This window comes from Micromonospora sp. CPCC 205554, assembly GCF_036902745.1.
Taxonomy (GTDB): domain Bacteria; phylum Actinomycetota; class Actinomycetes; order Mycobacteriales; family Micromonosporaceae; genus Micromonospora; species Micromonospora tulbaghiae.
This window is the reverse complement of the sequence record NZ_JBAKHP010000017.1, coordinates 57,969-82,830: the sequence shown is the minus strand read 5'-3', so window position 1 is coordinate 82,830 and position 24,862 is coordinate 57,969. Positions and strand designations below refer to the sequence as shown.

At 74.4% G+C, this 24,862-nt stretch carries 27 protein-coding genes and 1 pseudogene; 9 read left to right on the top strand and 19 right to left on the bottom strand.

Features of this window, described 5'->3' with window-relative positions; genetic code table 11:
* Positions 1 to 119: 119 nt before the first annotated feature.
* Together V6U82_RS20680 and V6U82_RS20675 are read right to left on the bottom strand one after the other, a co-directional pair.
* A pseudogene (locus V6U82_RS20680) lies at positions 120 to 770 on the bottom strand (phosphoribosyl-AMP cyclohydrolase); the annotation flags it as partial.
* A gap of 162 nt (positions 771 to 932) precedes the next feature.
* Positions 933 to 1,322, bottom strand: a complete 390-nt coding sequence (locus V6U82_RS20675; RefSeq protein WP_013287558.1) for a MerR family transcriptional regulator — start codon at positions 1,320 to 1,322, stop codon at positions 933 to 935.
* 110 nt (positions 1,323 to 1,432) lie between these two features.
* On the opposite strand from V6U82_RS20675, the gene V6U82_RS20670 reads away from it, so the two are divergent.
* The 3 genes from V6U82_RS20670 to V6U82_RS20660 are packed head-to-tail and all read left to right on the top strand — an operon-like array spanning position 1,433 to position 3,500.
* The gene (locus tag V6U82_RS20670; protein WP_334463618.1) at positions 1,433 to 2,155 is read left to right on the top strand and encodes an ABC transporter ATP-binding protein; all 723 of its coding nucleotides are present in this window, start codon (positions 1,433 to 1,435) and stop codon (positions 2,153 to 2,155) included.
* On the top strand, positions 2,152 to 2,907 hold the full coding sequence (locus V6U82_RS20665) for an ABC transporter permease (protein ID WP_334463615.1): 756 nt from the start codon (positions 2,152 to 2,154) through the stop codon (positions 2,905 to 2,907). The genes V6U82_RS20670 and V6U82_RS20665 overlap by 4 nt, the downstream gene beginning before the upstream one ends.
* Entirely contained in the window at positions 2,904 to 3,500 is a 597-nt protein-coding gene (locus V6U82_RS20660) for a TetR/AcrR family transcriptional regulator (protein WP_334463613.1), read from the top strand. The genes V6U82_RS20665 and V6U82_RS20660 overlap by 4 nt, the downstream gene beginning before the upstream one ends.
* Positions 3,501 to 3,552: 52 nt before the next feature.
* Here the strand turns inward: V6U82_RS20660 and V6U82_RS20655 are convergent, their stop codons facing one another.
* Positions 3,553 to 4,284, bottom strand: coding sequence for a DUF2470 domain-containing protein (locus V6U82_RS20655; RefSeq protein ID WP_334463611.1), 732 nt, complete (start codon positions 4,282 to 4,284; stop codon positions 3,553 to 3,555).
* 67 nt (positions 4,285 to 4,351) lie between these two features.
* On the opposite strand from V6U82_RS20655, the gene rpsD reads away from it, so the two are divergent.
* Positions 4,352 to 4,960, top strand: coding sequence for a 30S ribosomal protein S4 (rpsD, locus tag V6U82_RS20650; protein WP_128138294.1), 609 nt, complete (start codon positions 4,352 to 4,354; stop codon positions 4,958 to 4,960).
* A gap of 28 nt (positions 4,961 to 4,988) precedes the next feature.
* Here the strand turns inward: rpsD and V6U82_RS20645 are convergent, their stop codons facing one another.
* A complete protein-coding gene (locus V6U82_RS20645; protein WP_334463610.1) occupies positions 4,989 to 6,770 on the bottom strand; it encodes an ABC transporter ATP-binding protein in 1,782 nt (593 codons plus the stop codon).
* Complete coding sequence (locus V6U82_RS20640) at positions 6,767 to 8,635, bottom strand: ABC transporter ATP-binding protein (RefSeq protein WP_334552789.1); 1,869 nt, start codon at positions 8,633 to 8,635, stop codon at positions 6,767 to 6,769. The genes V6U82_RS20645 and V6U82_RS20640 overlap by 4 nt, the downstream gene beginning before the upstream one ends.
* A 193-nt stretch (positions 8,636 to 8,828) precedes the next feature.
* On the opposite strand from V6U82_RS20640, the gene V6U82_RS20635 reads away from it, so the two are divergent.
* The 3 genes from V6U82_RS20635 to V6U82_RS20625 all read left to right on the top strand — a co-directional run bounded on the left by V6U82_RS20635 (position 8,829) and on the right by V6U82_RS20625 (position 12,502).
* Positions 8,829 to 9,458 (top strand): TIGR03085 family metal-binding protein, encoded by a 630-nt coding sequence (locus V6U82_RS20635; protein WP_128138296.1) that lies wholly within the window; start codon positions 8,829 to 8,831, stop codon positions 9,456 to 9,458.
* Between the two features lie 128 nt (positions 9,459 to 9,586).
* The gene (locus tag V6U82_RS20630) at positions 9,587 to 10,537 is read left to right on the top strand and encodes a terpene synthase family protein (RefSeq protein WP_334463605.1); all 951 of its coding nucleotides are present in this window, start codon (positions 9,587 to 9,589) and stop codon (positions 10,535 to 10,537) included.
* Positions 10,538 to 10,675: 138 nt separating this feature from the next.
* On the top strand, positions 10,676 to 12,502 hold the full coding sequence (locus V6U82_RS20625; protein ID WP_128137452.1) for an AMP-dependent synthetase/ligase: 1,827 nt from the start codon (positions 10,676 to 10,678) through the stop codon (positions 12,500 to 12,502).
* Between the two features lie 63 nt (positions 12,503 to 12,565).
* Here the strand turns inward: V6U82_RS20625 and V6U82_RS20620 are convergent, their stop codons facing one another.
* Both V6U82_RS20620 and yczR read right to left on the bottom strand, forming a co-directional pair.
* A complete protein-coding gene (locus V6U82_RS20620; RefSeq protein ID WP_145751842.1) occupies positions 12,566 to 13,837 on the bottom strand; it encodes a low temperature requirement protein A in 1,272 nt (423 codons plus the stop codon).
* A gap of 114 nt (positions 13,838 to 13,951) precedes the next feature.
* Positions 13,952 to 15,403 (bottom strand): MocR-like transcription factor YczR, encoded by a 1,452-nt coding sequence (gene yczR / locus V6U82_RS20615; protein ID WP_145751839.1) that lies wholly within the window; start codon positions 15,401 to 15,403, stop codon positions 13,952 to 13,954.
* A gap of 59 nt (positions 15,404 to 15,462) precedes the next feature.
* On the opposite strand from yczR, the gene yczE reads away from it, so the two are divergent.
* The gene (gene yczE / locus V6U82_RS20610; protein ID WP_091420707.1) at positions 15,463 to 16,098 is read left to right on the top strand and encodes a membrane protein YczE; all 636 of its coding nucleotides are present in this window, start codon (positions 15,463 to 15,465) and stop codon (positions 16,096 to 16,098) included.
* A 116-nt stretch (positions 16,099 to 16,214) separates the two neighbouring features.
* A complete protein-coding gene (locus V6U82_RS20605) occupies positions 16,215 to 16,676 on the top strand; it encodes a hypothetical protein (protein ID WP_128137455.1) in 462 nt (153 codons plus the stop codon).
* An 8-nt stretch (positions 16,677 to 16,684) separates the two neighbouring features.
* Here the strand turns inward: V6U82_RS20605 and hisF are convergent, their stop codons facing one another.
* From hisF to hisD, 12 genes are all read right to left on the bottom strand, one after another.
* Positions 16,685 to 17,452: an imidazole glycerol phosphate synthase subunit HisF gene (gene hisF / locus V6U82_RS20600; protein WP_128137456.1), complete on the bottom strand. Its 768-nt coding sequence runs from the start codon at positions 17,450 to 17,452 to the stop codon at positions 16,685 to 16,687.
* A gap of 87 nt (positions 17,453 to 17,539) precedes the next feature.
* Positions 17,540 to 18,541 carry an NADP-dependent oxidoreductase gene (locus tag V6U82_RS20595; RefSeq protein ID WP_128137457.1) on the bottom strand — a complete coding sequence of 334 codons (1,002 nt, stop codon included), beginning with the start codon at positions 18,539 to 18,541 and terminating at the stop codon, positions 17,540 to 17,542.
* Positions 18,538 to 18,963 (bottom strand): organic hydroperoxide resistance protein, encoded by a 426-nt coding sequence (locus V6U82_RS20590; RefSeq protein ID WP_091045350.1) that lies wholly within the window; start codon positions 18,961 to 18,963, stop codon positions 18,538 to 18,540. Before V6U82_RS20590 ends, V6U82_RS20595 begins: the two co-directional genes overlap by 4 nt.
* Before the next feature lies 1 nt (position 18,964).
* Positions 18,965 to 19,411: a MarR family winged helix-turn-helix transcriptional regulator gene (locus V6U82_RS20585; protein WP_120568842.1), complete on the bottom strand. Its 447-nt coding sequence runs from the start codon at positions 19,409 to 19,411 to the stop codon at positions 18,965 to 18,967.
* A 78-nt stretch (positions 19,412 to 19,489) separates the two neighbouring features.
* The gene (locus V6U82_RS20580; RefSeq protein ID WP_334463589.1) at positions 19,490 to 19,876 is read right to left on the bottom strand and encodes a RidA family protein; all 387 of its coding nucleotides are present in this window, start codon (positions 19,874 to 19,876) and stop codon (positions 19,490 to 19,492) included.
* 35 nt (positions 19,877 to 19,911) lie between these two features.
* A complete protein-coding gene (priA, locus tag V6U82_RS20575) occupies positions 19,912 to 20,640 on the bottom strand; it encodes a bifunctional 1-(5-phosphoribosyl)-5-((5-phosphoribosylamino)methylideneamino)imidazole-4-carboxamide isomerase/phosphoribosylanthranilate isomerase PriA (protein ID WP_018785235.1) in 729 nt (242 codons plus the stop codon).
* A 19-nt stretch (positions 20,641 to 20,659) separates the two neighbouring features.
* Positions 20,660 to 20,980 carry a hypothetical protein gene (locus tag V6U82_RS20570; RefSeq protein WP_334463581.1) on the bottom strand — a complete coding sequence of 107 codons (321 nt, stop codon included), beginning with the start codon at positions 20,978 to 20,980 and terminating at the stop codon, positions 20,660 to 20,662.
* Between the two features lie 46 nt (positions 20,981 to 21,026).
* Positions 21,027 to 21,647, bottom strand: coding sequence for an imidazole glycerol phosphate synthase subunit HisH (hisH, locus tag V6U82_RS20565; protein WP_302907729.1), 621 nt, complete (start codon positions 21,645 to 21,647; stop codon positions 21,027 to 21,029).
* A complete protein-coding gene (locus V6U82_RS20560) occupies positions 21,647 to 21,808 on the bottom strand; it encodes a hypothetical protein (protein WP_216936508.1) in 162 nt (53 codons plus the stop codon). Before V6U82_RS20560 ends, hisH begins: the two co-directional genes overlap by 1 nt.
* 5 nt (positions 21,809 to 21,813) lie before the next feature.
* Positions 21,814 to 22,425: an imidazoleglycerol-phosphate dehydratase HisB gene (hisB, locus tag V6U82_RS20555; RefSeq protein WP_334463577.1), complete on the bottom strand. Its 612-nt coding sequence runs from the start codon at positions 22,423 to 22,425 to the stop codon at positions 21,814 to 21,816.
* Entirely contained in the window at positions 22,422 to 23,495 is a 1,074-nt protein-coding gene (locus V6U82_RS20550) for a histidinol-phosphate transaminase (protein ID WP_334463575.1), read from the bottom strand. Before V6U82_RS20550 ends, hisB begins: the two co-directional genes overlap by 4 nt.
* A complete protein-coding gene (gene hisD / locus V6U82_RS20545; RefSeq protein ID WP_252449271.1) occupies positions 23,492 to 24,817 on the bottom strand; it encodes a histidinol dehydrogenase in 1,326 nt (441 codons plus the stop codon). The genes V6U82_RS20550 and hisD overlap by 4 nt, the downstream gene beginning before the upstream one ends.
* Positions 24,818 to 24,862 lie beyond the last annotated feature (45 nt).

The window sequence follows — 24,862 nt, the reverse complement described above, 5'->3', positions numbered from 1 at the left end:
ACCGTCCCCAGCGCCCGGCCGAGCCGGCCGAGGTAGCGGTCCACCCGGCCGTCGACCAGTGCCTCGGCCAGGTCCGCGCCGTGGGTGGCGGCGATCTCGCCGGCGTACGGGCGGATCAGCGGGAGGATGCCGGTGACCAGCCGTCCGGCGGCGGCGCCGACCTCGGCCGGGTCACCGGCGCGCAGCCCGAGGCAGAGCAGCATGTCGTGGCGGTAGCCGGGCGGGGCGACCGGCAGGTCCAGCGCGGCGGTCAGGGCGGCCCGGCGGGACACGACGCGCACGGTCGGGTTGGCCGGCCGCAGCACCGAGGGGCAGAGCCGGGCCAGGTCGGCCGCGGCGAGCCGGACCCCGATCGGGTCGTCGGCCACGCGGGCCGCGGCGACCTTGCCCAGCGTCGCGATCAGCTCCTCCAGGCGCGGCTCGTCGGCGGGCTGGCAGAGCACCGGCAGGTCGATCCGGCGGCGCCACTCCGGCGCGGCCCACAGCAGCCGGGCGGGCGCGGTGACCGGGAGACCGAACGCCCAGTCGGCGGGCTGGCCCAGGCGGCGCACCCAGGAGCGGACGTCGCGGGCGGCCACGGAGACGTGCACGAGGCGGCCGCCGAACTCGGTCAGGTACGCCCGCCGGGCCGCGTACGGCGTGCCGCGGCGGGACGTCGTCTGCCGGGCCCCCGCGCCGGCGGCCCGTCCGTCGTCGGCTGCCACGAGCACGTCCACGTCCACGTCGCTGTGCTCGGTGGCGGCCCGCCGGGCATGGCTGCCGCGCAGCATGATCCCGACGACCGGCCGGTCGGCGGCCTGCCGCAGGCGGGCGGCCCAGTCGTCGAGGAATGCGGTGTCGGGCAACTGCGCTGGACCCACGGCGTCATGGTGCCGAAATCCGATCTTCACCGCAATGACCGTTGCCGGACCCGCTGTCCGCCGCTGGGGTTTTCAGCCTGATTCCTCCTCCGCCCGGCGGTACGCGTCGATCTTGTGTTCGAGGACCTTCAGGTCCTCCTCCAGCTCGGCCATCCGGGCCAGTACGCGGGCCCGGTGCGCCTCGAACAGCGCCCGTCGCGCGCCGAGCGTGCTGTCCCCGTGCCGGGCCAGTTCGGCGTAGCGGCGCATGTCGCGTACCGGCATCCCGGTGCGCCGCAGCCGGGTGAGCAGGAACAGCCAGTTGACGTCGGACTCGGTGTAGCGCCGGCGGCCCGACGAGTCCCGCCCGACGCGGCCCACCAGGCCCTCCTGCTCGTACCAGCGCAGCGTGTAGGTGGTCAGGCCGACCCGTTCCGCCGCCTCACCCACGGTGAGGCTCATCTCCCGCGTGCTGATGTCCACGTCCTCCAGGCTTCCAGTTCGAGCGCACTCGAAGTCAAGTCCCTCGTTGCTCTCGGGAAGGAATTCACCTACCGTTGAGTTCAACAGGTGATGAATTGACGGAGGCGAGCATGGACGACGCAGTGTCGGTCCGCGACCTGGTGGTCGACCGGGGCGGGCGGCGGGTGCTGCACGGCATCACGTGCGCGGTGCCCCGGGGCACCGTCACCGGGTTGCTCGGGCCCAGCGGCAGCGGCAAGACCACGCTGATGCGCGCGGTGGTCGGCGTGCAGACGGTCGGCTCCGGCGCGGTCGACGTGCTCGGCCTCCCCGCCGGCTCGGCCGACCTGCGCCGCCGGGTGGGTTACCTGACCCAGGCACCGAGCGTCTACGCCGACCTGACGGTGCGGGAGAACGCCCGCTACTTCGCGGTGCTCCAGGGCCGGGGCCGCGCCGAGGCCGACCGCGCGGTGGCCGACGTCGGCCTGGCGAGCGCGGCCGACCAGCTCGTCGGCACGCTCTCCGGCGGCCAGCGCAGCCGCGCCTCGCTCGCCTGCGCGCTCGTCGGCGAACCGGAGCTGGTGGTCCTCGACGAACCCACTGTCGGCCAGGACCCGGTGCTGCGCGCCGACCTGTGGGCCCGGTTCCACGCCATGGCCGCGAACGGCACCACGCTGCTGGTCTCCAGCCACGTGATGGACGAGGCGGCCCGCTGCGACCGGCTGCTGCTCATCCGCGACGGCCGCCTGGTCGCCGACGACACCCCGGCCGCGGTCCGCGCCGCCACCGGGACCGACGACCTGGAGGAGGCGTTCCTGCGCCTGATCCGCGACGCCGAGGGAGAGGTGCGATGAACGGACGGATCCTGGCCGCCACCACCGGGCGCATCCTGCGCCAGCTGCGGCACGACCGGCGGACCGTGGCGCTGCTCGTGGTGGTGCCGTCGGTGCTGCTCACGCTGGTCTACTTCATGTACGTCGACCAGCCCGCCCCGCCCGGCGGGCCCAGCACGTTCGACCGGGTGGCCCTGATCATGCTGGGCTTCTTCCCGTTCATCATCATGTTTCTGGTGACCAGCATCGCCATGCTCCGCGAGCGCACCACCGGCACGCTGGAGCGCCTGCTCACCACGCCGCTGGGCAAGCTCGACCTGCTGTTCGGGTACGGCATCGCGTTCGGCCTGGCCGGGGTGCTCCAGTCCACAGTCGCCTCGGTCGTCGCGTACCGGGTGTTCGGGCTGGAGACCGCGGGCAGCGCGTGGCTGGTCGTGCTGATCGCCGGGGTGAACGCGGTGCTCGCGGTGGCGCTCGGGCTGTTCTGCTCGGCGTTCGCCCGCACCGAGTTCCAGGCGGTCCAGTTCATGCCGGTGGTGGTGGCCCCGCAACTGCTGCTCTGCGGCCTGTTCGTGCCGCGCGACCAGATGGCCGGCTGGCTCCAGGCGGTCAGCGACGCGCTGCCCCTGTCGTACGCGGTCGAGGCGTTGCAGGAGGTCGGCGCGCACGCCGAACCGACCGGGACGATGTGGCGGGACGTGGCGATCGTGGCCGGGGCGGCGGTGGCGGCGCTGGTGCTGGCCGCCGCGACGCTGCGCCGGCGCAGCGGGTGAACGCGCGGCGCACCGGGCGGCGGCCCGGCACCCCGGACACCCGTGAGGCCATCCTCGCCGCGGCGCGGGAGGCGTTCGCCGAGCGCGGCTTCGACGCCGCGTCGATCCGGGCCATCGCCGCGGCGGCCGGCGTGGACCCGGCGCTCGTGCACCACTACTTCGGCGGCAAGGAGGAGCTGTTCCGGGCCGCGACGGCGTTCCCGGCCGACCCGGGACGGCTGCTACCGGCGGTGCTCGCCGGCGGCCCGGACGCGACCGGCGAGCGGATGGTCCGCATGTTCCTGGAGGTCTGGGACTCCCCCACCGGCACCGCGGCGGTGGCGCTGCTGCGCTCGGCGGTCAGCAACGAATGGACCGCGCGCCTGCTGCGCGAGTTCCTGGTCACGCAGGTGCTGCGCCGGGTGCTCGACCAGCTCGACGTCGACCCGGCGCAGCGCGCGCTGCGCGGCGGGCTGGTCGCCACCCAGCTCGCCGGGCTGGCCATGATGCGGTACGTGCTCCGTCTCGACGCCGTCGCCACCGCCGAACCGGCGACGCTGGTGGCCGCCATCGGCCCGACGGTCCAGCGTTACCTCACCGGCGACATCACCTGAGCCGTCGAGGCCGGCGTGCCGCCCGCGCCGAGGACCGGGCCGGCGGTGCCGCTCAGGCCGCCGCCCGGGGGCAGAGCATCGGGTGCAGCAGGCGGGACAGCTCCGCCACGTCGGCGACGGGCCGGGGGAAGGCGAGCCGGGCCCGCCGGGCCGCGCCGGGCCGCCCGTGCGCGACCAGCAGCCCGTACCTGTCGATCCGGACCACCCGGGGAACCTGGTCGCCGGGCAGGTCCAGCCGCCGCCGCAGGTAGTCGCCGACCTGCTCGGCGTGGTGATCCGTCAGGTCGGCCAGCAGGTCGGCCTCGACCGGGTGCAGCGGGTCCGGCTCGGCCTCCGCAAACGCCTCCGGGTCTACCCGGCGCACGCGCCCGGCGTGCTCCCAGCGGGCCTCGGCCACCTCGAAGCGGTGCAGGTGGAACCGGCTGCCCACGTCGAGCAGGTCGCCGGCCGGGTCGGTGGCGGCGAAGTCGACTGCCGCGTCGCGCGCCGCGTCCCCGTCCAGCCGGGCGGCCCAGCCGGACACCCAGGCCCGGCCGAGCGAGGGCGCCCCGGCGGCCGGCGGCAGGTCGAGCACGTCGAGCACGGTGGCCACGTCGGTGTCGCCCGCCGGCGGCACGAGCGCCGCGGCGAGGTCACTGACCACGGGTACGAGCAGCAGCACCCGCCCGTCCGGGTCGACCGCATGCCGGACCTGGTGCGGGCCGGGATGCCGGGCCAGGTGGACGAGGGCGGGCAACCGGCCCGCGACCAGGGTTCGCACGATCTCCGCCGGGCTGGGCCGCATGATCCCGACCTCCTCAATGTAGGTTAGGCTTACCTAAGAAGCAGGCTAGACGATCGGAGACGTCGACGTGAACCACCCCCGGCCCAAGGCCCGGCTCTCCCGCGCCCTCGGTATCCCGCTGACCCGCAAGTGCGTGCGGTACTTCGAGCGGCGCCCCTATCCCCCGGGCGTGCACGGCCGGTCCCGCCGCACCACGTCCGACTACCAGGTGCGGCTGCTGGAGAAGCAGCGGCTGCGCCACCAGTACAACGTCAGCGAGGCCCAGCTGCGCCGGCTGTTCGACGAGGCCGCCCGGGGTGCCGGCAAGACCGGCGAGACGCTCGTCGCCCTGCTGGAGCGGCGTCTCGACGCGGTGGTGCTGCGGGCCGGGCTGGCGCGCAGCATCTACCAGGCCCGCCAGCTCGTCGCGCACGGCCACATCACAGTCGACGGGCGCAAGGTCGACCGGCCGTCGTACCGGCTGCGTCCCGGCCAGGTGGTCGGCGTACGCGAGCGCAGCCGCGCGCTGCCGCCGTTCCAGCTCGCCGCCGCCGGCGCGCACGCCGACGCCCAGCCCCGGCCGTACCTGTCGGCGCAGCCGGCCGAGCTGCGCGCCACGCTGGTGCGCGAACCGGCCCGGCGCGAGGTGCCGGTGGTCTGCGACGAACAGCTGGTGGTGGAGTTCTACTCCCGCTGACCGGCGTCCTCGAGCAGACCCGCCAGGATCAGCGGGTCTGCTCCAACCAGGAGGCGTACAGCAGGCCGTAGACCGAGTCGGCGTCGCGGACCAGATCCTCGTGCGGGCCGCGCTGCACGATCCGGCCCCGGTCCACCACGATCACCTCGTCCGCCGCCTGCGCGGTGGACAGCCGGTGCGCGATGGCGAGCGTGGTCCGGCCCCGGGTCACCGCGTCGAGCGTCCGTTGCAGGCGGACCTCGGTGGCCGGGTCGACAGCGCTCGTCGCCTCGTCCAGCACCAGCAGGTCCGGGTCCGCGACGTACGCCCGGGCCAGCGCCACGAGCTGCCGCTCCCCGACGCTCAGCGCCTCCCCGCGCTCGCCGACCGGCGTGTCCAGCCCGGACGGCAGCCCGTCCAGCCAGTCGGACAGGCCCAGCTCGGCGAACGCGGCGGTGAGCCGCTCGTCGGTCAGGTCGGGACGGGCGAAGCGGACGTTCTCCCCGACCGTGGCGTCGAACAGGAAGCCGTCCTGCGGCACCATCACCACCCGGGAGCGCAGCGAGTCGAAGCGCACCTGCCGCAGGTCGACCCCGGAGAGCAGCACCGCGCCCTCGGTCGGGTCCATCAGGCGGGTGAGCAGCTTGGCGAACGTGGTCTTGCCGCTCCCGGTCTCGCCCACCACCGCCACCCGGCTCTTGGCCGGGATGTCCAGCGTCACGTCGTGCAGCACCGGCGGCCCGCCCGGGTAGGCGAACGTCACGCCGGCGAACCGGGCGTCCAGCGGCCCCGGCGGCAGCTCCCGCCCCTGCTCGCCCGGGTCGGCCACGTCCGGGGAGACGTCCAGCACGTCCAGCACCCGGCGCCAGCCGGCGATCGCGTTCTGCGCCTCGTTGAGCACCTCGGTGGCGATCTGCACCGGCTGGATGAACAGCGTGACCAGGAACAGGAACGCGGTGAGCTGGCCGATCGTCAGCGTGCCGTCGACGCCCAGGCTGACCCCGACCACCACCACGCCGGCCAGCGCCAGCCCGGCGGCCAGTTCGCCCACCGAGCTGCCCATGATGCTGATCCGGATCGCCCGCTGCTGGGCCACCCGCTGACCGTCGATGGCCGTGTCGAGCCGCCGCGCGGTGCGCCCGGCGATGCCGTAAGCCCGGATCACCGGCGCGCCCACCACGCTCTCGCCGATCGCGCCGAGCAGCGTGCCGGTGCGCTGCCGCACCAGCCCGTACGCCCCGGCGAGGCGGCGCTGCAACTGCCGGATCACCAGCACCGCGGGCGCGAACGCGACGAGCACCACGAGCGTCAACTGCCAGGAGTACGCGAGCATCACGGCGGTGGTCACCAGCAGCTGGCCCAGGTTGACGATGAGGATCACGCCGCCCCACTGGAGGAACTGGGTGATCTGGTCGACGTCGCTGGTGACCCGGGAGACGAGCGACCCGCGCCGCTCGGACTGCTGGTGCAGCATGGACAGGTCGTGCACGTGCCGGAACGCCCGGGTGCGCACGCCGGCCAGCGCGGTCTCGCTCACGGTGAACAGCCGGCGCATCATCAGGTACCCGCAGGCGGTGGTGACCACCAGCACCCCGGCGGTGATCGCCACGGTGAGCGAGATGACGTTCAGGTCGAGCCCGCCGACGATGCCGTGGTCGATGCCGCGCTGCACCGCCACCGGCACGGCCACCCGGCCGACCATGTAGACCAGGGCCAGCGCCAGCGTGCCGGCGAGGCCGGTGCGCAGCTCCGGGGAGAGCGCCAGCCCGCGCCGCAGCGTCCGCCAGGTCGACTCGGTGGTCTCGGTGTTCTCCCCCGTGGTCGTACTCACCGGTCCACCTCCAGGCCCGAGGGCAACGGCGTGACCTCGTCGTACGTCCGATTCTGCTCGCGTTCCTGCTCGGCCTGCTCGTACGCGGTGACCAGGTCGGCGTAGCCGGGCACGGTGGCGAGCAGCTCGGTGTGGGTGCCGCGGGCGACCACCCGGCCCTGCTCCACGTAGATCACCTCGTCGGCGAGCGCGATGGTGGCCCGGCGGTACGCCACCACCAGGATCGACGCCGGGGCGCCGCCGTCGGCGGGTGAGCGCAGCCCGGCCAGGATGGCCGCCTCGACCCGCGGGTCGACAGCGCTGGTGGCGTCGTCGAGCACCAGCAGCCGGGGTCGACCGGCGAGCGCCCGGGCGAGCGTCAGCCGCTGGCGCTGCCCGCCGGACAGCGACGTGCCCCGCTCGCCGACCATGGTGTCCAGCCCGTCCGGCAGGGCGGCCACGAAGCCGTCCGCCTCGGCCAGCCGCAGCGCCGCCCACACCTCGTCGTCGCCGATGCCGGCGCGGTCGAGCGCGATGTTGGCCCGGACCGTGTCGTCGAAGACGAACGGCACCTGCGCCACGAGCGCCACCGTGCCGGCGAGCGAGGCGGCGGTCAGCTCCCGCACGTCCACGCCGTCCAGCGTGACCCGGCCGGCCCCCGGGTCGACCAGGCGCACCGCGAGCGACGCGATCGTCGACTTGCCCGCGCCGGTGGGACCGACCAGCGCGACCGTCTTCCCGGCCGGCACGGTGAACGTCACCTCGCCGAGCACCTGCGCGCCGGGCAGGTGCGCCTCGGCCGGCTCGTACGCGAAGTGCACGTCGTCGAAGGCGAGCGTGGCGGGCTCGCGGGTGGCCGGGTCGAGCGTCGCGGTGCCGTACGGCATCTCGCCGGTGGCGTCCAGCACCCGGCGGACCCGGTCCCACCCGGCGACGCTGCGCGGCAGTTCGGCCAGCACCCAGCCGATGGCGCGTACCGGGAACGCCAGCACGGTGAACAGGAACGCGACGCTGACCAGCTCGGTCACGCTGATCGCGCCCTGCCGCAGCCGGATCGCGCCGACCACCAGCACGGCGAGCGTGCCGAGACTGGGCAGCGTCTCCAGCATCGGGTCGAACACGCCGCGCAGCCGGCCGACCGAGATCAGCGCGTCGCGCAGCTCACCGGCGCGGGAGGCGAAGCGGTCCGTCTCCTGGGCCTCGCGGCCCATCGTCTTGACCACCAGCGCGCCGTCGAAGCTCTCGTGCGCGATGCCGCTGACCTCGGCCCGCAGCCGCTGCGCCCGGGCCTGCCGGGGCGCCATCCGGCGGGAGTAGACCACGTTGAGCGCGAACAGCGCGGGGAACACGGCGAGGCCGACCAGGGCCAGCGCCCAGTCGGTGAAGAACAGCGAGGCCACCGCGCCGACGAGCATCACCAGCGTGCCGACCGCGAACGGCAGCGGCGCGATCGGGTACCAGGCCGCCTCCACGTCGGAGTTGGCGTTGGACAGCAGCGTGCCGGTGGAGTTGCGGTGGTGCCAGGCCAGCGGCAGTTCCAGGTAGCGGCGGGTGACCCGGCGACGGTAGGCGGCCTGGAGCCGGTACTGCATGTAACCGGCGCCGAGCCGGCGGCCGAAGATGCCGACGACCCGCAGCACGCTGATGCCGAACAGCGCCGTCGCGGCCAGCGCCAGCGCGCCGCCGGCCACCTCGCCGCGCTCCACGGCCGGCACGACCACGTCGCCGACCACCGCCCCGACCACGTACGCGCTGGCGATCACCAGGAGGCCGAACAGCACGCTGCCGCTGACCGCGACCGCGAAGATCCGTGGCTGTTCCCGGATGGCCCGGCCGAGCACCCGTAGCCCTCTGCCGAGCACGTCCCGACTTGTCCCGCTCGCCACGCTCTCCCCCGCCGTAAGCCACAGTTTTCTCCCCCATCCTTACCGCTCGCCGCCGGTCCCGCCGACCCGGCCGGGATATGTCCGCCGTCACGTTCCCGCCGGACCCGGGTGGAGGGCGGCCGGAAGCGGTCCGGCGGGGCGGTCCCGCCGGGCGTGGCGCGCCGATCGGCCGGAACGGGCCTACGATCGGGCCATGCCGCGGTACGCCCGAGCGGAGCGCGAGGCGCTCGCCGACCTGATGCTGGAACTGGGACCGGACGCGCCGACTGTCAACGAGGGGTGGACCACCCGTGACCTGGCGGCGCACCTGCTGGTGCGGGAGCGCCGGCCGGACGCGGCGGGCGGGATCCTGCTGCCGCCGCTGCGCGGCTACGGGGAGTCGGTCCGCCGGCGGATCGCCGCCGGGCCGTACGCCGACCTGATCGCCCGGGTACGCCGTCCCCCGGTGTGGAGCCCGGTGAGCAACCCGCTCACCGACGAGCTCGCCAACGGGATGGAGTTCTTCATCCACCACGAGGACGTGCGGCGTGCCCGGCCGGGGTGGCACCCGCGCGACCTGCCCGCCGGGCAGCAGTCGGTGCTGTGGAAGCGGGCGTCCCTGCTGGCCCGGATGGCGCTGCGGCGGTTCCCGGCCGAGGTGCTGGTGCAGGCCCCGGGGCACGGCGAGCTGCGGGCCGGCGGTGGCGGCGAACGGCTGCGGGTGGTGGGCGCACCGGGCGAGCTGGTGCTTTTCCTCACCGGACGGCAGCGGGTGGCCCGGGTCCAGGTGGACGGTCCGGCCGACCGCGCCGAGCGTCTGCGTACCGCCGAACTGGGCTTGTGACCGAGGGTGTGCAGCCGGTCGCCGTTCGACGGTGGACAGTGGACACCCGGACTTCGATGACGGTCACGGCCTCCCGTACGCTCCTGCGCGGCGGCCCCACCCCTCGGGGCGGCGGACAGGGGACGACGATGCGCGACTTCGCCCTCTCGGCACTGCACGAGCCGCCCTTTCCCTCCCGGCGTCACCCCGCCGTCGACCAGGCGGCCGCGCAGAGCGCCGGCTGGGTACGCGACTTCGGCCTGGTCGACAGCCGGGCGGGGCTGCGCCGGCTGGCCGGCGCACACGCCGCCGAACTGGCCGGACGGGCCTGCCCGGAGGCGTCGCCGTCGGGGCTGCGCCTGCTCACCGACCTGATCAACTGGCTGTTCGTGGTGGACGACGCCTGCGACGACGACGGGCTGGGGGCGGCGCCCACGCTGCTCGCCCCCACGCTGGCCGCGCTGCTGGCGGTGCTCGACCGGCACGGCGACCCGGACGCGCCCGCGCCGGCCGACGGCGGGCCGATCGCCCTGGCGCTGCACGACCTGTGCCGGCGGGCCCGCGACCGGGGCCGGCCGGCCCACCTGCTGCGCCTGGTCAGCCAGTTGCGGGAGTACCTGCTGGCGCTGCTCTGGGAGGCCGCCAACCGGGAGCGCCGGCGGGTGCCGGGGGTGGCCGAGTACATGCAGATGCGCCGCCACACCGGCGGGGTGCGCCCCAGCTTCACGGTGACCGACCTGGCCCGCCCGTCCGCGCCCCGCGCCGACCAGCGGGTCGCCCCGGCGCTCACCGTCCTGGACACCCTCGCCACCGACCTGGTCTGCTGGTGCAACGACCTGTTCTCCTACGGCAAGGAGCGTGGCGCGGCCCCGGAGGCGCACAACCTGGTCACCACGATCGCGGGTGAGACCGGGCAGGACGAGTCGGCGGCGCTCCACGCGGCGGCGGACCGGTTCAACGAGGCCCTCGCCGCGTACGCGGAGCGGGACGCGGCGCTGAGCGCCGTGGCCGACGAGGGGATGCGGGTCTTCCTGGACACCCGCCGGGACTGGATCAGGGCCACCTACGACTGGTCCCGCGCGGCCAGCCGGTATGCCTGAGCGGTTCCAGCAGGCGGGACCGCCGACGACTCGACCGATCGGGGCTAGCCGCTGGCCGGGTGCAGGCAATACCCTTCGGTAACCGCAGACCGGCGTGACCCCCGTCACGTCCCTCCACCCCTGAAGGCGGCTACAGCGATGGCTCTCGATGTACCGTACCGTTCCGTACCGGACATGTTCCTCAAGCGCGTGGCGGACTCCCCCGACCGGCACGCCTTCGCCCACCCCGCCCCCGACGACTCGGGCCCGGTCTGGCTGACGTGGGAGCAGGTCGGGCAGCGCGCCAAGGCGATCGCCGCCGGGCTGCACGGGCTCGGTGTCGGCCTGGAGAACCCGGTCGCGATCCTGGCCAACACGCGCCTGGACTGGGTGCTCGCCGACTTCGGCATCATGTGCGCCGGCGGGGCCACCACCACCGTCTACCCCACCACCGAACCCGACGACGCGGTCTACATCATCGCCGACTCCGGCTCGAAGGTGCTGTTCGCGGAGAACCCGGCCCAGGCGGCGAAGATCGCCGGGGCCGACCTGCCCGCACTGACCCACGTGGTGCTCTTCGACGGCACGCCCGACCCGGCGGCGGCCGTCCCGCAGCTCACCCTGGCCGAGCTGGAGGAGCGCGGCGCCGCGGCGCTGAGCGCCGAGCCGGACCTGATCGACATGCTCGTCGCCGGCATCGGCCCGGACCACCTGGCCACGCTGATCTACACCTCGGGCACCACCGGCCGCCCGAAGGGCGTGGAGCTGCTGCACGGCGGCTGGTGCTGGGAGGGCGTGGCGCAGGCCGAGCTGGGCCTGCTGCGCGTCGACGACCTGCAGTACCTGTGGCTGCCGCTGTCCCACTCCTTCGGCAAGACGCTGCTCTGCGGCGCCACCCACGTCGGCCTGCCCACGTACGTCGACGGCCGGGTGGACAAGCTCGTCGACCTGCTGGGCGTGGTGCAGCCGACGCTGATGTGCGGCGCGCCCCGGGTCTTCGAGAAGGTCTACAACAAGGCGGTCACCACCGCGCAGGGCGCGGGCGGCGCCAAGGCCAAGATCTTCGCCTGGGGCGTCGGGGTCGGCAAGGAGAAGGTCGCGCTGGAGCAGGCCGGCAAGCCGGTCCCGGCCGGGCTGCGGATGAAGTACGCGCTGGCCGAGAAGCTCGTGTTCAGCAAGCTCCAGGCCCGGCTGGGCGGCCGGATGCGGGTGCTGGTCTCCGGCGCGGCGCCGCTGAGCAAGGAGATCGCCACCTTCTTCGCCGCCGCCAACCTGCCCATCTCGGAGGGCTACGGCCTGACCGAGACCAGCGCGGGCGCGTTCGTGAACCCGCCCGGCGGGCTGAAGATCGGCAGCGTGGGCCGGGCCATGGGCGACCTGGAGTGCCGGATCGACACCGACGGCGAGGTCCTGATGCGGGGCAAGCCGGTCATGCGGGGCTACCACAACCTGCCCGAGGAGACCGCCGCCGCGTTCACCGAGGACGGCTTCTTCCGCACCGGCGACATCGGCACGCTCGACGACGACGGCTACCTGCGCATCACCGACCGCAAGAAGGATCTGGTCAAGACGTCCGGCGGCAAGTACGTCGCGCCGTCGCACATCGAGGGCATGTTCAAGGCGGTGTGCCCGTACACCTCGCAGGCCGTGGTGATCGGGCAGGCGCGCAACTACTGCACCATGCTCGTCACGCTGGACCCGGACGCGATCAAGGGCTGGGCCGCCGGCACGCCGCTGGAGGGCAGCGACTACACCACGATCGTCACCTCCCCGCAGGCACGGGAGATGGTCGAGGGATACGTCGCCGAGCTGAACGCCAAACTCAACCGCTGGGAGACGATCAAGAAGGTGACGATCCTCCCCCGTGACCTCACCATCGAGGACGGCGAGGTCACGCCGTCGCTGAAGATCAAGCGCCGCAGCGTGGAGACGAACTTCGCCTCCGAGATCGACAAGATGTACGAAGGCACGCTCGCCGAGCTGTAGCCCGCACCGCCACACCGTCGCGCCGGCCGTGCCCCACCGTCCCGGGGCACGGCCGCGCGCCGTTCACAGGTGCTGCTGCCGCCAGCGGCTCTGCTCGGCCTCGGCGGCGATCTGCTCCTCCAGCGCGAGCTCGCGTACCCGGCGCCGGTGGCCGTCCTCGGAGCGTGTCTCCCAGGTGATGCCCGCGCCGGTGACGACTGCCAGCACACCGAGCGCGACCAGCTCCGGGATGCGGAAGACGAACGGGCCGACCACGGCCAGCGCCACCACCGCGGCCAGCAACGGCCAGTGCACCTCGCGCAGCGCGAGCCACCAGCACCCGGCGAGGCTGAGCAGGTACAGACCCACCCCGCCGAACAGGATCGCGCCCCAGAAGTCGCCCAGCGGCAGCCCCCACGTGGGCGTGGCCGGGTCGGCGGCCTCGGCCAGCAGGTCCTTGAGGCCGAGCGCGTAGAGGATGGTCCCGGCGACCATCGGCAGGTGCATGAACGTGTACACGTCCCGGGTGAGCCGGACTCGGGTGGCCTCGTCCCGGGCGTGGTGCAGCGCCTGTTCCAGCGCGAAGGCGAGCGTGTCGAAGTACGCCCACCACAGCGCCGCGACGACCGCGATGCCGAGCAGCGCCGACACCGCCACCGGCCCGGTCAGCGGCAGCCCGTGTTTCGGGCCGAACCCGAGCGCGATGATCGACTCGCCGAGCGCGACCAGCACGATCAGCGCGTGCCGTTCGGCCCAGTGCCCGGCCGAGACCACCACCCACCACTGGCGGGCGAGCGTCACCCCGCCGACGTACTCGACGAGCAGCGCCAGCGTCCAGAGCGCCAGTTGCAGCGGGATCGCGAACCGCTCCTGCGGCAGCCGCGTCGGCACGGTTCCGGCGATGACCAGCAGCACCGTGGCGGCGGCCGGGAACGCGGCGCGCAGCAGCAACCGGCGGCGCCGGACCGGGTCGGCGCGGTCCACCCAGCCGAAGACCGTGAGCTGGGCCATCCGGATCACGAAGTAGCAGCCGGCGAAGACCAGCGGGCCGGGCAGCCCGCCGGGGAGGTCCTCGAACGCGCTGGGCTCGCTGAGCACCAGCATGAACGTCGCCGCCACGGTGACGAAGCCGACCAGCGGCAGCACGCCCTGGTCGGCGCGGAAGAAGTTGCCCATCCGGGCGAAGCCGGTCCACGACCACCAGAGCAGCGCCAGCACCAGCAGGAAGCGGTAGAGGTTGGCCGGTGTGAGCTCCGAGGCGGTGAGCGTGGTGACGTTCAGGAACGCGAAGACGAAGACCAGGTCGTAGAAGAGCTCGAGCCGGGTGGTCCGGGAGCCAGGCGCGCTGCGCCGCACCCTCCACGACCACCGGACTCCCCTCCCGTTCCCCACCCGGGCAGTCTGCGGGCGCCGGCCGGTCCGGAGCCGCGCTTCGGACCGATCACCACCGGATCGGGCAGCCGGACCGGGTCAGGCGATGACGCTCGGCTCGCGCCACTGCGGGCGGCTGGTGCGGTCCAGGTCGTAGCGGACCGCGGCGAGGCGCCCGACCGCCTCCACCAGCTCGTCGGCGGGCAGCGTGAAGGGCAGCCGCAGGAAGCGCTCCAGCGTCCCGTCCAGGCCGAACCGGGGGCCGGGCGCCAGCCGTACGCCGACCTCCTCGGCCGCGCGGGCCAGCGCGCTGGAGATCGGGCCGTCCAGCTCGGCCCAGAGCGTGACGCCGCCGCCCGGCACGCGTACCCGCCAGTCGGGCAGCCGGTCGGCGAGCGCGGCGACCAGGGCGTCCCGCTGGGCGACGAGCTGGGCCCGGCGGGCGGCCACGATGGCCGGCGCCTCGGTGAGCAGGTGCACGGCGACGAGCTGGTCGAGCACCGGGCTGGCCATGTCCACCCCGACCCGGGCCGCGGCCAGCCGCTGCACCTGGGGCGCGGAGGCGCGTACCCAGCCGATCCGCAGCCCGCCCCAGTAGGGCTTGCTCATGCCGCCGATGCTGATCACCCGGGAGTGCCGGTCGAAGACGGCCACCGGTGGCGGCAGCGTGGTGTCGTCCAGCGGCAGGTCGACGAAGGACTCGTCGACCACCAGGTCGGTGCCGGCCGCGTGGGCCGTGCCGACCAGCCGCTCGCGCAGGTCGGCGGCCATCAGGTGGCCGGTCGGGTTCTGGAACTCGGGGATCACGTACGCGAGCTTCGGCCGGGTCTGCCGGAGGCTGCCGAGCAGCAGTTCGGCGTCCCAGCCCTCGTCGGACAGGCCGTGCGTGGCGATCCGGGCCCGCCGGGCGGACAGCGCGGCCAGCGCGTTGGGGTAGGTGGGCGACTCGACGAGCACGCCGCCGCCGGGCGAGAGGGCCAATCGCAGCACCAGATCCAGCGCGTGCTGGGTGCCGCTGGTGACCATGATCTGTTCCGGGCTGGTCGGCAGACCGCGCTCGGTGTAGGCGCGTGCCACCGCCTCGCGCAGCTCGATGATGCCGGTCGGGTGGTAGCCGGCGCCGCCGAGGTAGCGGGGAAGATCCTCGGCCGCGGCGCGGGCGGCCGGGACGAGCTGCGGGGGCGCGGACAGCGCGGCCACACCGAGGTCGATCATGTCGCGGTCGTCCAGCGGCGTCCACAGCCCGGTGCTGGCCACCCGGTGCCCGCCGGGCAGCATGGTCCAGCTCCCCGCGCCCCGGCGGCTGGCCAGGTGGCCGCTCTCCCGCAGTTCCCGGTACGCGGCGGTGACAGTGGTCCGGCTGATCCGCAGCGCCTCGGCCAGCTCCCGCTCGGCCGGCAGGCGTACCCCGAGGGGCAGCCGCCCGTCGGCGAGCAACCCGCGGACGGCGCCGGCGAGCGCGGCGTAGTCGGGGCTGCGCCGGCGGCCCGGCAGGGCGTGCCACTGGCCGAGGAGTCGCGCCAATTGGACGCCGCGCACCTGGCTGGTCATGGCCACACCTCCGAAATTGGCACCCTTGACGACCGCGATTGGACCCTAGGGTGGCATGCATGGCACAGCTTGGCAATCTCCGGCACCGGCCGGCACGGCGACTCACCCAGCTCTACGCCGGGCTCGTCCTGTACGGCGTGAGCATGGCGCTGATGATCCGGTCGGAGCTGGGACTGGACCCGTGGGACGTGTTCCACCAGGGGCTCGCCCGGCAGACCGGCCTGTCCTTCGGCACCGTCACCATCGCCGTCGGCGCCCTCGTGCTGCTGCTCTGGATCCCGCTGCGGCAGCGGCCCGGCCTCGGCACGGTCAGCAACGTCGTGGTGATCGGACTGGTCGTCGACGCCACCCTGGCCGTGCTGCCGCCCGGGGAGGGTATGCCGGCGCGCGTCGCGCTGCTCGTCGCCGGGATCGTCGCCAACGGCGCCGCCACCGGCCTCTACCTCGGCGCCGGGCTCGGCCCCGGCCCGCGCGACGGGCTGATGACCGGCTTCGTCGCCCGCCACCCCCGGTTCTCGGTCCGGCTGGTCCGCACCGTCATCGAGATCACCGTGCTGGCGCTCGGCTGGCTGCTCGGCGGCACCGTCGGCCTCGGCACGGTGGCCTACGCGCTGACCATCGGCCCGCTGGCCCAGTTCTTCATCCCGGTCTTCGCGCTGCCCGCACGACCGGCGGCCGGCGCCTACGCTACGTGACCGCGGCCGGGCCGACCGCCACGGCCCGGCCCGAGCCGCAACGCGCTGAGCTGCGACGACGCAGAACCGTGAAACCAGGTGTTTCCTCCGCCGTCGCCGCCGGGCATCATTCCTGCATGGGGGAGAACGGATGGCGTTGGAGCGACGCCTGGATCTTCGTCGCGTTGGTCATCGCCAGTGGCGCCGGCCGGCACCGGCGGGCCGCCGCGACACGCCGCCCCGAAGGCGTACGGCTGGCCGACGTCCTCTCCACAGCCGACCACCTCAACCAGGCCATCCCGGAACGACACGAGGTGGAGGGTGCGGTCCGGCGGCTCGTCGGCGCGGGCCTGGTCAGCGTCGCCGACGGCTGGTTCCGGGTCACCCCGGACGGTGAGCGGCTCTGGCGCACCCGGCCCAGCGCCGGGCTCGGCACCACAGTCGACACGGTCCAGGGCGTGCTGACCCGGCGGCACCCGCCCGCCGAGTCCGAGTGGCAGCTCGCCGAGGACGACCACGCCGCCGCCGTGCAGGAGTACGTGGTCCGGTCGATCCCGATGCCGCGCCGCTCCCCCGAGGGGCACTCCGGCCGGCAGTGACCGCCGCGTCAGCGCACCGGGTGCCCGGCCCCGCGCAGCGCGTCCTTGACCTCGCCGACTGTCAGTTCGCCGAAGTGGAAGACGCTGGCCGCGAGCACCGCGTCCGCCCCGGCGCCGACGGCCGGCGGGAAGTGGGCCACCTCGCCCGCGCCGCCGCTGGCGATCACCGGCACGTCGACCACCTCGCGGACCGCCTGGATCAGCGCCAGGTCGAACCCGGCCTTGGTGCCGTCGGCGTCCATCGAGTTGAGCAGGATCTCGCCCGCGCCCAGCTCGGCGCCGCGCGCCGCCCACTCGACCGCGTCCAGCCCGGTGCCCCGGCGGCCGCCGTGCGTGGTCACCTCGAAGCCGCTCGGCGTCGTGCCGGCCGGTGCGCGGCGCACGTCCAGCGAGAGCACCAGGACCTGGCGGCCGAACCGGTCGGCGATCTCGGCGATCAGCTCCGGCCGGGCGATGGCGGCGGTGTTCACGCCGACCTTGTCCGCACCGGCGCGCAGCAGCGTGTCGACGTCGGCGACCCGGCGTACGCCGCCGCCCACGGTGAGCGGGATGAAGACCGACTCGGCGGTGCGCCGCACCACGTCGAGCATGGTGCCCCGGTCGCTGGACGAGGCGGTGACGTCGAGGAAGGTCAGCTCGTCCGCGCCGGCCCGGTCGTACGCCGCCGCCAGCTCCACCGGGTCGCCGGCGTCGCGCAGGTCGAGGAAGTTGACCCCCTTGACCACGCGCCCGGCGTCCACGTCCAGACACGGGATGACCCGTACCGCCACCGTCATGCCCCGAGCCTAACGAACGCGCGGGCGGTGGCGACCCGCCGGTGAGGCCGGTCACCACCGCCCGCGGCGGGAGTGCGTTCGCGCCGGTCAGAGACGGACCAGCATCTTGCCGAGGTTCTCGCCGCGCAGCAGGCCGAGGAACGCCTCGGGGGCCTGCTCGATGCCGTCCACGATCGTCTCGTCGTACGACAGCCGGCCCTCGCGCAGCCAGCCCGCCACCTCCTGCACGAACTGCTCCCGCAGGTGACCGTGGTCACCGACGAGGAAACCGCGCAGCGTCAGCCGCTTGCCGATCACCAGCGCCAGGTTGCGCGGCGCGGCCGGCGGTTCGGTGGCGTTGTACTGCGCGATCATGCCGCAGATGGCGGCCCGGCCGTGCAGGTTCATCGCCCCGATCGCGGCCTCCAGGTGATCGCCGCCGACGTTGTCGAAGTACACGTCGACGCCGTCCGGGGCGGCGGCCCTGAGCTGCTTGTACACCGGGCCGTCGTGGTAGTCGAAGGCGGCGTCGAAGCCGAGCGCGGTGAGGCGCTCGACCTTCGCCGGGGAACCGGCGCTGCCGATCACCCGGCCGGCGCCACGCAGCTTCGCGATCTGGCCGACCATGCTGCCCACCGCGCCGGCCGCGCCGGAGACGAACACGGTCTCCCCCGGCCTCATCGCGGCCACGTCGAGCAGCCCGGCGTACGCGGTCAGCCCGGTCATGCCGAGCACGCCCAGGTACGCGGTGACCGGCGCCAGGCCGGGATCGACCTTGCGCACGCCCTTGGCGTCCACCAGCGCGTACTCGCGCCAGCCGAGCCCGTGCAGCACCGTGTCGCCGGGCTTGACGCCGCCGGCCTCGCCCGCCACCACCTCACCGATCGCGCCGCCGTCGAGCGGGGCGTCGAGCGCGAACGGCGGCACGTACGACTTGACGTCGTTCATCCGCCCGCGCATGTACGGGTCGACGGACATGAACCGGTTGCGGACCACGACCTGCCCGGGGCCCGGCGTCGGCACCTCGGTGGTGACCAGGCGGAAGTTCTCCGGCGTCGGCCAGCCGTCCGGCCGGGACACCAGGTGGATCTCCCGGTTCATCCCGCTCATCGGGCCTCGCGGACCGTGCGGGTGACCTCGACGTTGCCACGGGTCGCGTTGGAGTAGGGGCACACCTGGTGGGCCGCGTCCACGAGCTGCTCGGCGGCGGCGCGCTCGACCGCGGGCAGATCCACCACGAGCGTCACGGCCAGGCCGTAGCCGCCGCTGCCGTTCGGGCCGATGCCCACTTCGGCCTCGACGACCGAGCCGGAGACGTCCGCCTTGGCCTGGCGGGCCACCACGCGCAGCGCGGAGTGGAAGCAGGCCGCGTAGCCGGCCGCGAAGAGCTGCTCCGGGTTGGCCGCGCCGCCGGCGCCGCCCATCTCCTTCGGTACGGCTAGGTCCAGCTCGACCGTGCCGTCTGAGGTCCGGACGTGACCGTCGCGGCCGTCGCCGGTGGCGCGGGCGGAGGCGGTGTAGAGCACCTGCATGTCACTGCTCCTTCTGTCGGTGGATCGTCTCGGTGACCCGGGTGAGGATGCCGTGGAGGAAGACCAGTTCGGTCTCGGTGAGCCCGGTCGCGGTGGCCACCCGCCGTGGCACGTCACCCATCCGCTCCCGCAGCGCCCGGCCCCGGTCGGTGAGGCCCACCTCGACCCGGCGCTCGTCGGCAGCCGAGCGGGTACGCACCACCAGACCGGCCGCCTCCAGCCGCTTGAGCAGCGGGGAGAGCGTGCCGGAGTCGAGCCGGAGCTGACCGCCGAGCTCGGAGACCGTGGGGGCGTCGTCGTCGTGCTCCCAGAGCACCAGCAGCACCAGGTACTGCGGGTAGGTCAGCCCGTGCTCGTCGAGGATGGGCCGGTAGACGTCGGTCAGGGCGCGCGACGCCGCGTAGAGCGCGAAGCACACCTGCCGGCGCAGCACCAGATCATCGGTCACGCCCTGAACCGTAGCGTGCAATCAAGTTGTGCACAACTTATCGGGCGACGAAGCGGCGCCGGCCACCGCGGGTGCCGCTCAGCGGTCCGGCAGGTACGCCTCCAGCTCGACCTCGACCAGGAGATCCGGGTCGATCAGCCCGGCCACCACCACCATCGTGGCGACCGGGCGCACCAGGCCGAACACCGCGTTGTGCGCCCGGCCCACCTCGTCGGCGTAGATCCGGTCCGTCACGTACATCCGCGTCCGCACCACGTCAGCCGGCCCGGCGCCGACCTCGGCCAGCGCGTCCAGGCCGATCCGGATCGCCTGCGCGGTCTGCGCCGCCGCGTCACCCGCGTGCGCCACCCGCCCGTCCACCGTGGAGGTGCAGCCGGCGGTGATCGCCAGCGAGCCGGCCCGGACCACCCGGGAGTAGCCGTACAGCGCCTCCCACGGGCCACCCGAGCCCAGCCGGGTCACCACCCCGGCATCCACGGGCGTCCGGGCCGGCTCGGCCGTCACGCGCCGGCCCGCAGCGTCGCCAGCGCCTCGGCGACGGTGAACGCGCCCGCGTAGAGCGCCTTGCCCGCGATCACACCCTCCACACCCACCGGCTCCAGCGTGGCCAGTGCCCGCAGGTCGTCCAGCGTGGACACGCCGCCGGAGGCGATCACCGGGGCGTCGGTGCGGGCGCACACCTCGCGCAGCAGATCCAGGTTGGGCCCGCGCATGGTGCCGTCCTTGGTGATGTCGGTGACCACGTACCGCGCCGCCCCGGCGGCGTCCAGCCGGGCCAGCACCTCGTAGAGGTCACCGCCGTCGCGGGTCCAGCCGCGCGCCGACAGGGTACGGCCGCGCACGTCCAGCCCGATCGCCACCCGGTCGCCGTACTCGCCGCAGATCCGGTCGCACCACTGCGGGTCCTCCAGCGCGGCGGTGCCGATGTTGACCCGGGCCGCCCCGGTGCCGAGCGCCGCCCGCAGCGACTCGTCGTCGCGGATGCCGCCGGACAGCTCCACCTTCACGTCCAGCTTGCCGACCACCTCGGCGAGCAGCGCGGCGTTGGAGCCCCGCCCGAACGCGGCGTCCAGGTCGACCAGGTGGATCCACTCCGCGCCGTCGGACTGCCAGGCCAGAGCCGCGTCCAGCGGGTCGCCGTACGCGGTCTCGCTACCGGCGGCGCCCTGCACGAGCCGGACGGCCTGGCCGTCGGCGACGTCCACGGCGGGCAACAGGGTGAGGCTCAACGCTTCTCTCCTCGGATCCTCAACGACGGTCCAGCGCGATCACCACGATCGCGGGCAGGACCAGCAACAACAACACGACCAGCACCAGCCGCAGCGCGAGGTCGTCCACCAGATTCCAGATGGCGACCACCGCCACCACGGTGAGCACCAGGATCGTCGCCCGCTCGCGGCGGGTGTGCCGGCGCAGCCGGCCGGTACGCCCGCGCCGCAGCGACGGCGTCAGCCGGCGTACCAGGGAACGACGCCGTTCCCGGCGCGCCACCCGGCGGGCGCGGGCGGCGCGCGCCCGCTCCTGCTCGGCCTCGCGCTCCGCGCGCCGGCGGGCCCGCTCCTTGCTCACGCGAACACTCGCGGACGCCCCGCCCGCGTGCCCCGGACCGGTCCGGTCACAACGTGCCGAGCCAGTTGCGCAGCAGTGCGGCACCGGCGTCGGCGGACTTCTCCGGGTGGAACTGCGCGGCCGACAGCGGCCCCCGCTCCACCGCCGCGACGAAGTCCGTGCCGTGGTGCGCGGTGGTCACCGTGGCGCCCGCCTCGGCCAGCGCCGCCGGGTCGGTCACGCCGTAGGAGTGGACGAAGTAGAACCGGGTGTCGCCCGGCAGCCCGGCGAACAGCGTCGAGCCGGCCGGCGGCCGCACGGTGTTCCAGCCCATGTGCGGCAGCCGCCGCGCGGGCAGCCGGGTCACGCCGCCGGGCAGCAGCCCCAGCCCCTTGGTGACCACGCCGTGCTCCTCGCCGTGCCCGAACAGGATCTGCATGCCGACGCAGATGCCCAGCACCGGCCGCCCGGCGGCGACCCGGTCGGCGATGACCGGCCCGGCACCCAGCGCCTCGATCCCGGCCATGCACGCGGCGAACGCGCCCACGCCCGGCACCACCAGGCCGTCGGCCGACGCGGCGGCGTCCAGGTCGTCGGTGACTGTCACCTCGGCGCCGGCCCGCGCCACCGCGCGCTCGGCCGAACGCAGGTTGCCCGAGCCGTAGTCGAGCACCACCACCCGTGCCATCAGCTCTCCCCCGGCAGCAGCCAGAGCACCCCGGCGACGGTGGCCAGCACGGCCAGCAGGCCGGTGATCACCACAGCGGCGCGGGGCGCGCCCTGCTTGAGCAGCGACCACGTCCCGCCGACCAGCAGGCCGGCCAGGATCAACAGAAGTGTGGGCAGCACCTTCATCACAGGGCGCCCTTCGTCGACGGCACCACGCCCGCGTTCCGCGGGTCCAGCGCGGTGGCCTCGCGCAGCGCGCGGGAGACGGCCTTGAACTGCGCCTCGACCACGTGGTGGGCGTCCGGGTGGCCGCCGGGCCGGGCCGCGCGCAGCACGTCCACGTGCAGCGTGATCCGGGCCGACTGGCCGAACGACTCCCAGATGTGCCGGGTCATGCTCGTCGGGTAGACCGGCCCGATGTACGGGGCCAGCACCGGCTCGTCGTGCACCACGTACGGGCGGCCGGACAGGTCGACGGCGGCCCGGACCAGCACCTCGTCCATCGGGACTGTCGCCGAGCCGTACCGCCGGATGCCGGCCTTGTCGCCCAGCGCCCGGTCGAACGCGGCGCCCAGCGCGAGCGCCGTGTCCTCCATCGTGTGGTGCGCGTCGATCTCCAGGTCGCCGACGGTGTGCACGGTCAGGTCGAAGCCGCCGTGCCGGGCGATCTGGTTGAGCATGTGGTCGTAGAAGCCGACGCCGGTCTCGATGTCGGCCTTGCCGGTGCCGTCGAGGTCGATCTCGACGAGCACCTTCGTCTCGTTGGTGACCCGCTCGATCCGGGCGATCCGGCTCATGAAACTGTCTCCATCGCGGTGAGGAAGGCGTCGGTCTCGGTCGGGGTGCCCGCGGTGACGCGCAGCCAGCCGGGCAGGCCGACGTCGCGCACCAGCACGCCGGCATCGAGCAGGGTACGCCAGGCCACCGCCTGGTCCCCCTCGACGGCGAACAGCACGAAGTTGGCGTCGCTGTCGGCCACCCGGTGGCCCCGGGCGCGCAGCTCGGCGACGATCCGGTCCCGCTGCTCCTTGATCGCGGCCACGGTGCCGAGCAGGGCGTCCCGGTGCGCCAGCGCCGCGCGGGCGGCGGCCTGGGTGAGCGCGGACAGGTGGTAAGGGAGCCGGACCAGCTGCACCGCGTCCACCACCGCCGGGTCGGCGGCCAGGTAACCGAGCCGCCCGCCGGCGAACCCGAACGCCTTGCTCATGGTGCGGGTCACCACCAGCCGGGGGTGGCCGGGCAGCACGGCGAGCGCGCTGACCGTGCCGGGCCGGGCGAACTCGGCGTACGCCTCGTCCACGACCACCATGCCGGGCGCCTCGTCCAGCACCGCTGCGACCACGGCCGGGTCGAGCGCGGTGCCGGTCGGGTTGTTCGGCGAGCAGAGGAACACCACGTCCGGCCGGTGCTCGCGGACCTGGGCCACCGCGTCGCCGGCGGTGAGCCCGAAGTCCTCGCCGCGCCGGGCGGGCACCCACCGGGTGCCGGTGCCGAGCGCCAGCAGCGGGTGCATCGAGTACGCCGGGGTGAAGCCGAGCGCGGTGCGCCCGGGACCGGCGAACGCCTGGAGCAGCTGCTGCTGGATCTCGTTGGAGCCGTTCGCCGCCCACACGTGGTCGGCGGTCAGCCCGTGACCGAGGTAGCCGGCCAGGTCGGCGCGCAGCGCCACCGCGTCCCGGTCCGGGTAGCGGTTGAGGTCGCGCAGCTCGGCGGCGACCGCCTTGCCGATCGCCTCCACCACCGGCTCGGGCACCGGGTAGGAGTTCTCGTTGGTGTTCAGCCGCACCGGCACGTCGAGCTGCGGCGCCCCGTACGGCGTCCGCCCGCGCAGGTCGTCGCGGATCGGCAGATCGTCGAGCGTGGTCACGACGCGCCGCCCTCGGGGAACCGGACGCTGACCGCCTGGCCGTGCGCGGGCAGGTCCTCCACCGTCGCCAGCGTGACCACGTGCGGCGCCACCTCGCGCAGCGCGTCCTGCGTGTATTCGACCAGGTGGACGCCGCGCAGGAAGGACTGCACGGACAGCCCGGAGGAGTGCCGGGCGCAGCCGCCGGTGGGCAGCACGTGGTTGGAGCCCGCGCAGTAGTCGCCGAGCGACACCGGCGACCAGGCGCCCACGAACACCGCACCGGCGTTGCGCACCCGCAGCGCCCACTCGCGGGCGTTCTCGGTCTGGATCTCCAGGTGCTCGGCCGCGTACGCGTCGACCACCCGCAGCCCCGCCTCCAGGTCGTCGACCAGGACCACGCCGCTCTGCTCGCCGCGCAGCGCGGTGCCGATCCGCTCGGCGTGCTTGGCCGCCGGCGCCTGCCGGGCCAGCTCGGCGTCGACCGCGTCGGCCAGCGCGGTGGACGGGGTGACCAGCACGCTCGCCGCGAGGGGGTCGTGCTCGGCCTGGCTGATCAGGTCGGCGGCGACGTGCGCCGGGTCGGCGGTGTCGTCGGCCAGGATCGCGATCTCGGTCGGGCCGGCCTCGGCGTCGATGCCGACGACGCCACGCAGCAGCCGCTTCGCGGCGGTGACCCAGATGTTGCCCGGACCGGTGATCATGTCGACCGGCTCGCAGCGCTCGTCGCCGGCCGGGTCGACGCCCGCGCCGTACGCGAGCATGGCGACCGCCTGGGCGCCGCCGACCGCGTACACCTCGTCCACGCCGAGCAGCGCGCAGGCGGCGAGAACCCGGCGGTCCGGCAGGCCGTCGTTGTCCTTCTGCGGCGGGCTCACCACCACCAGCGAGCGCACCCCGGCCGCCTGGGCCGGGACCACGTTCATCACCACCGTCGACGGGTACATGGCCAGGCCGCCGGGGACGTAGAGACCGACCCGGTCGACCGGCACCCACCGCTCGGTCACCGTGCCGCCCGGCACCACCGTCGTGGTGTGGTCGGTGCGGCGCTGGTCGGCGTGGACCTTGCGGGCCCGGGTGATCGACTCCAGCAGCGCGGCGCGGACCTGCGGGTCCAGCTCGTCCTCGGCGGCGCGGATCGTCTCGACCGGCACCCGCAGCCGCTCCGGGGAGACGCCGTCGAACCGTTCGCTCGCCTCCCGGATCGCCGGGTACCCATGGTCCCGGACCGCCTCCACGAGCGGGCGGATCCGCTCGACCGCCACGGAGACGTCGAGCTGGGCACGGGGCAGCAGGCGGCGCGGGTCACGTGCCCCGCCGCGCAGGTCGATCCGATTCAGCACGCCTGCGAGTCTAGGCCGCCGCCGGTGTCACCGGCCGGGCCCGCC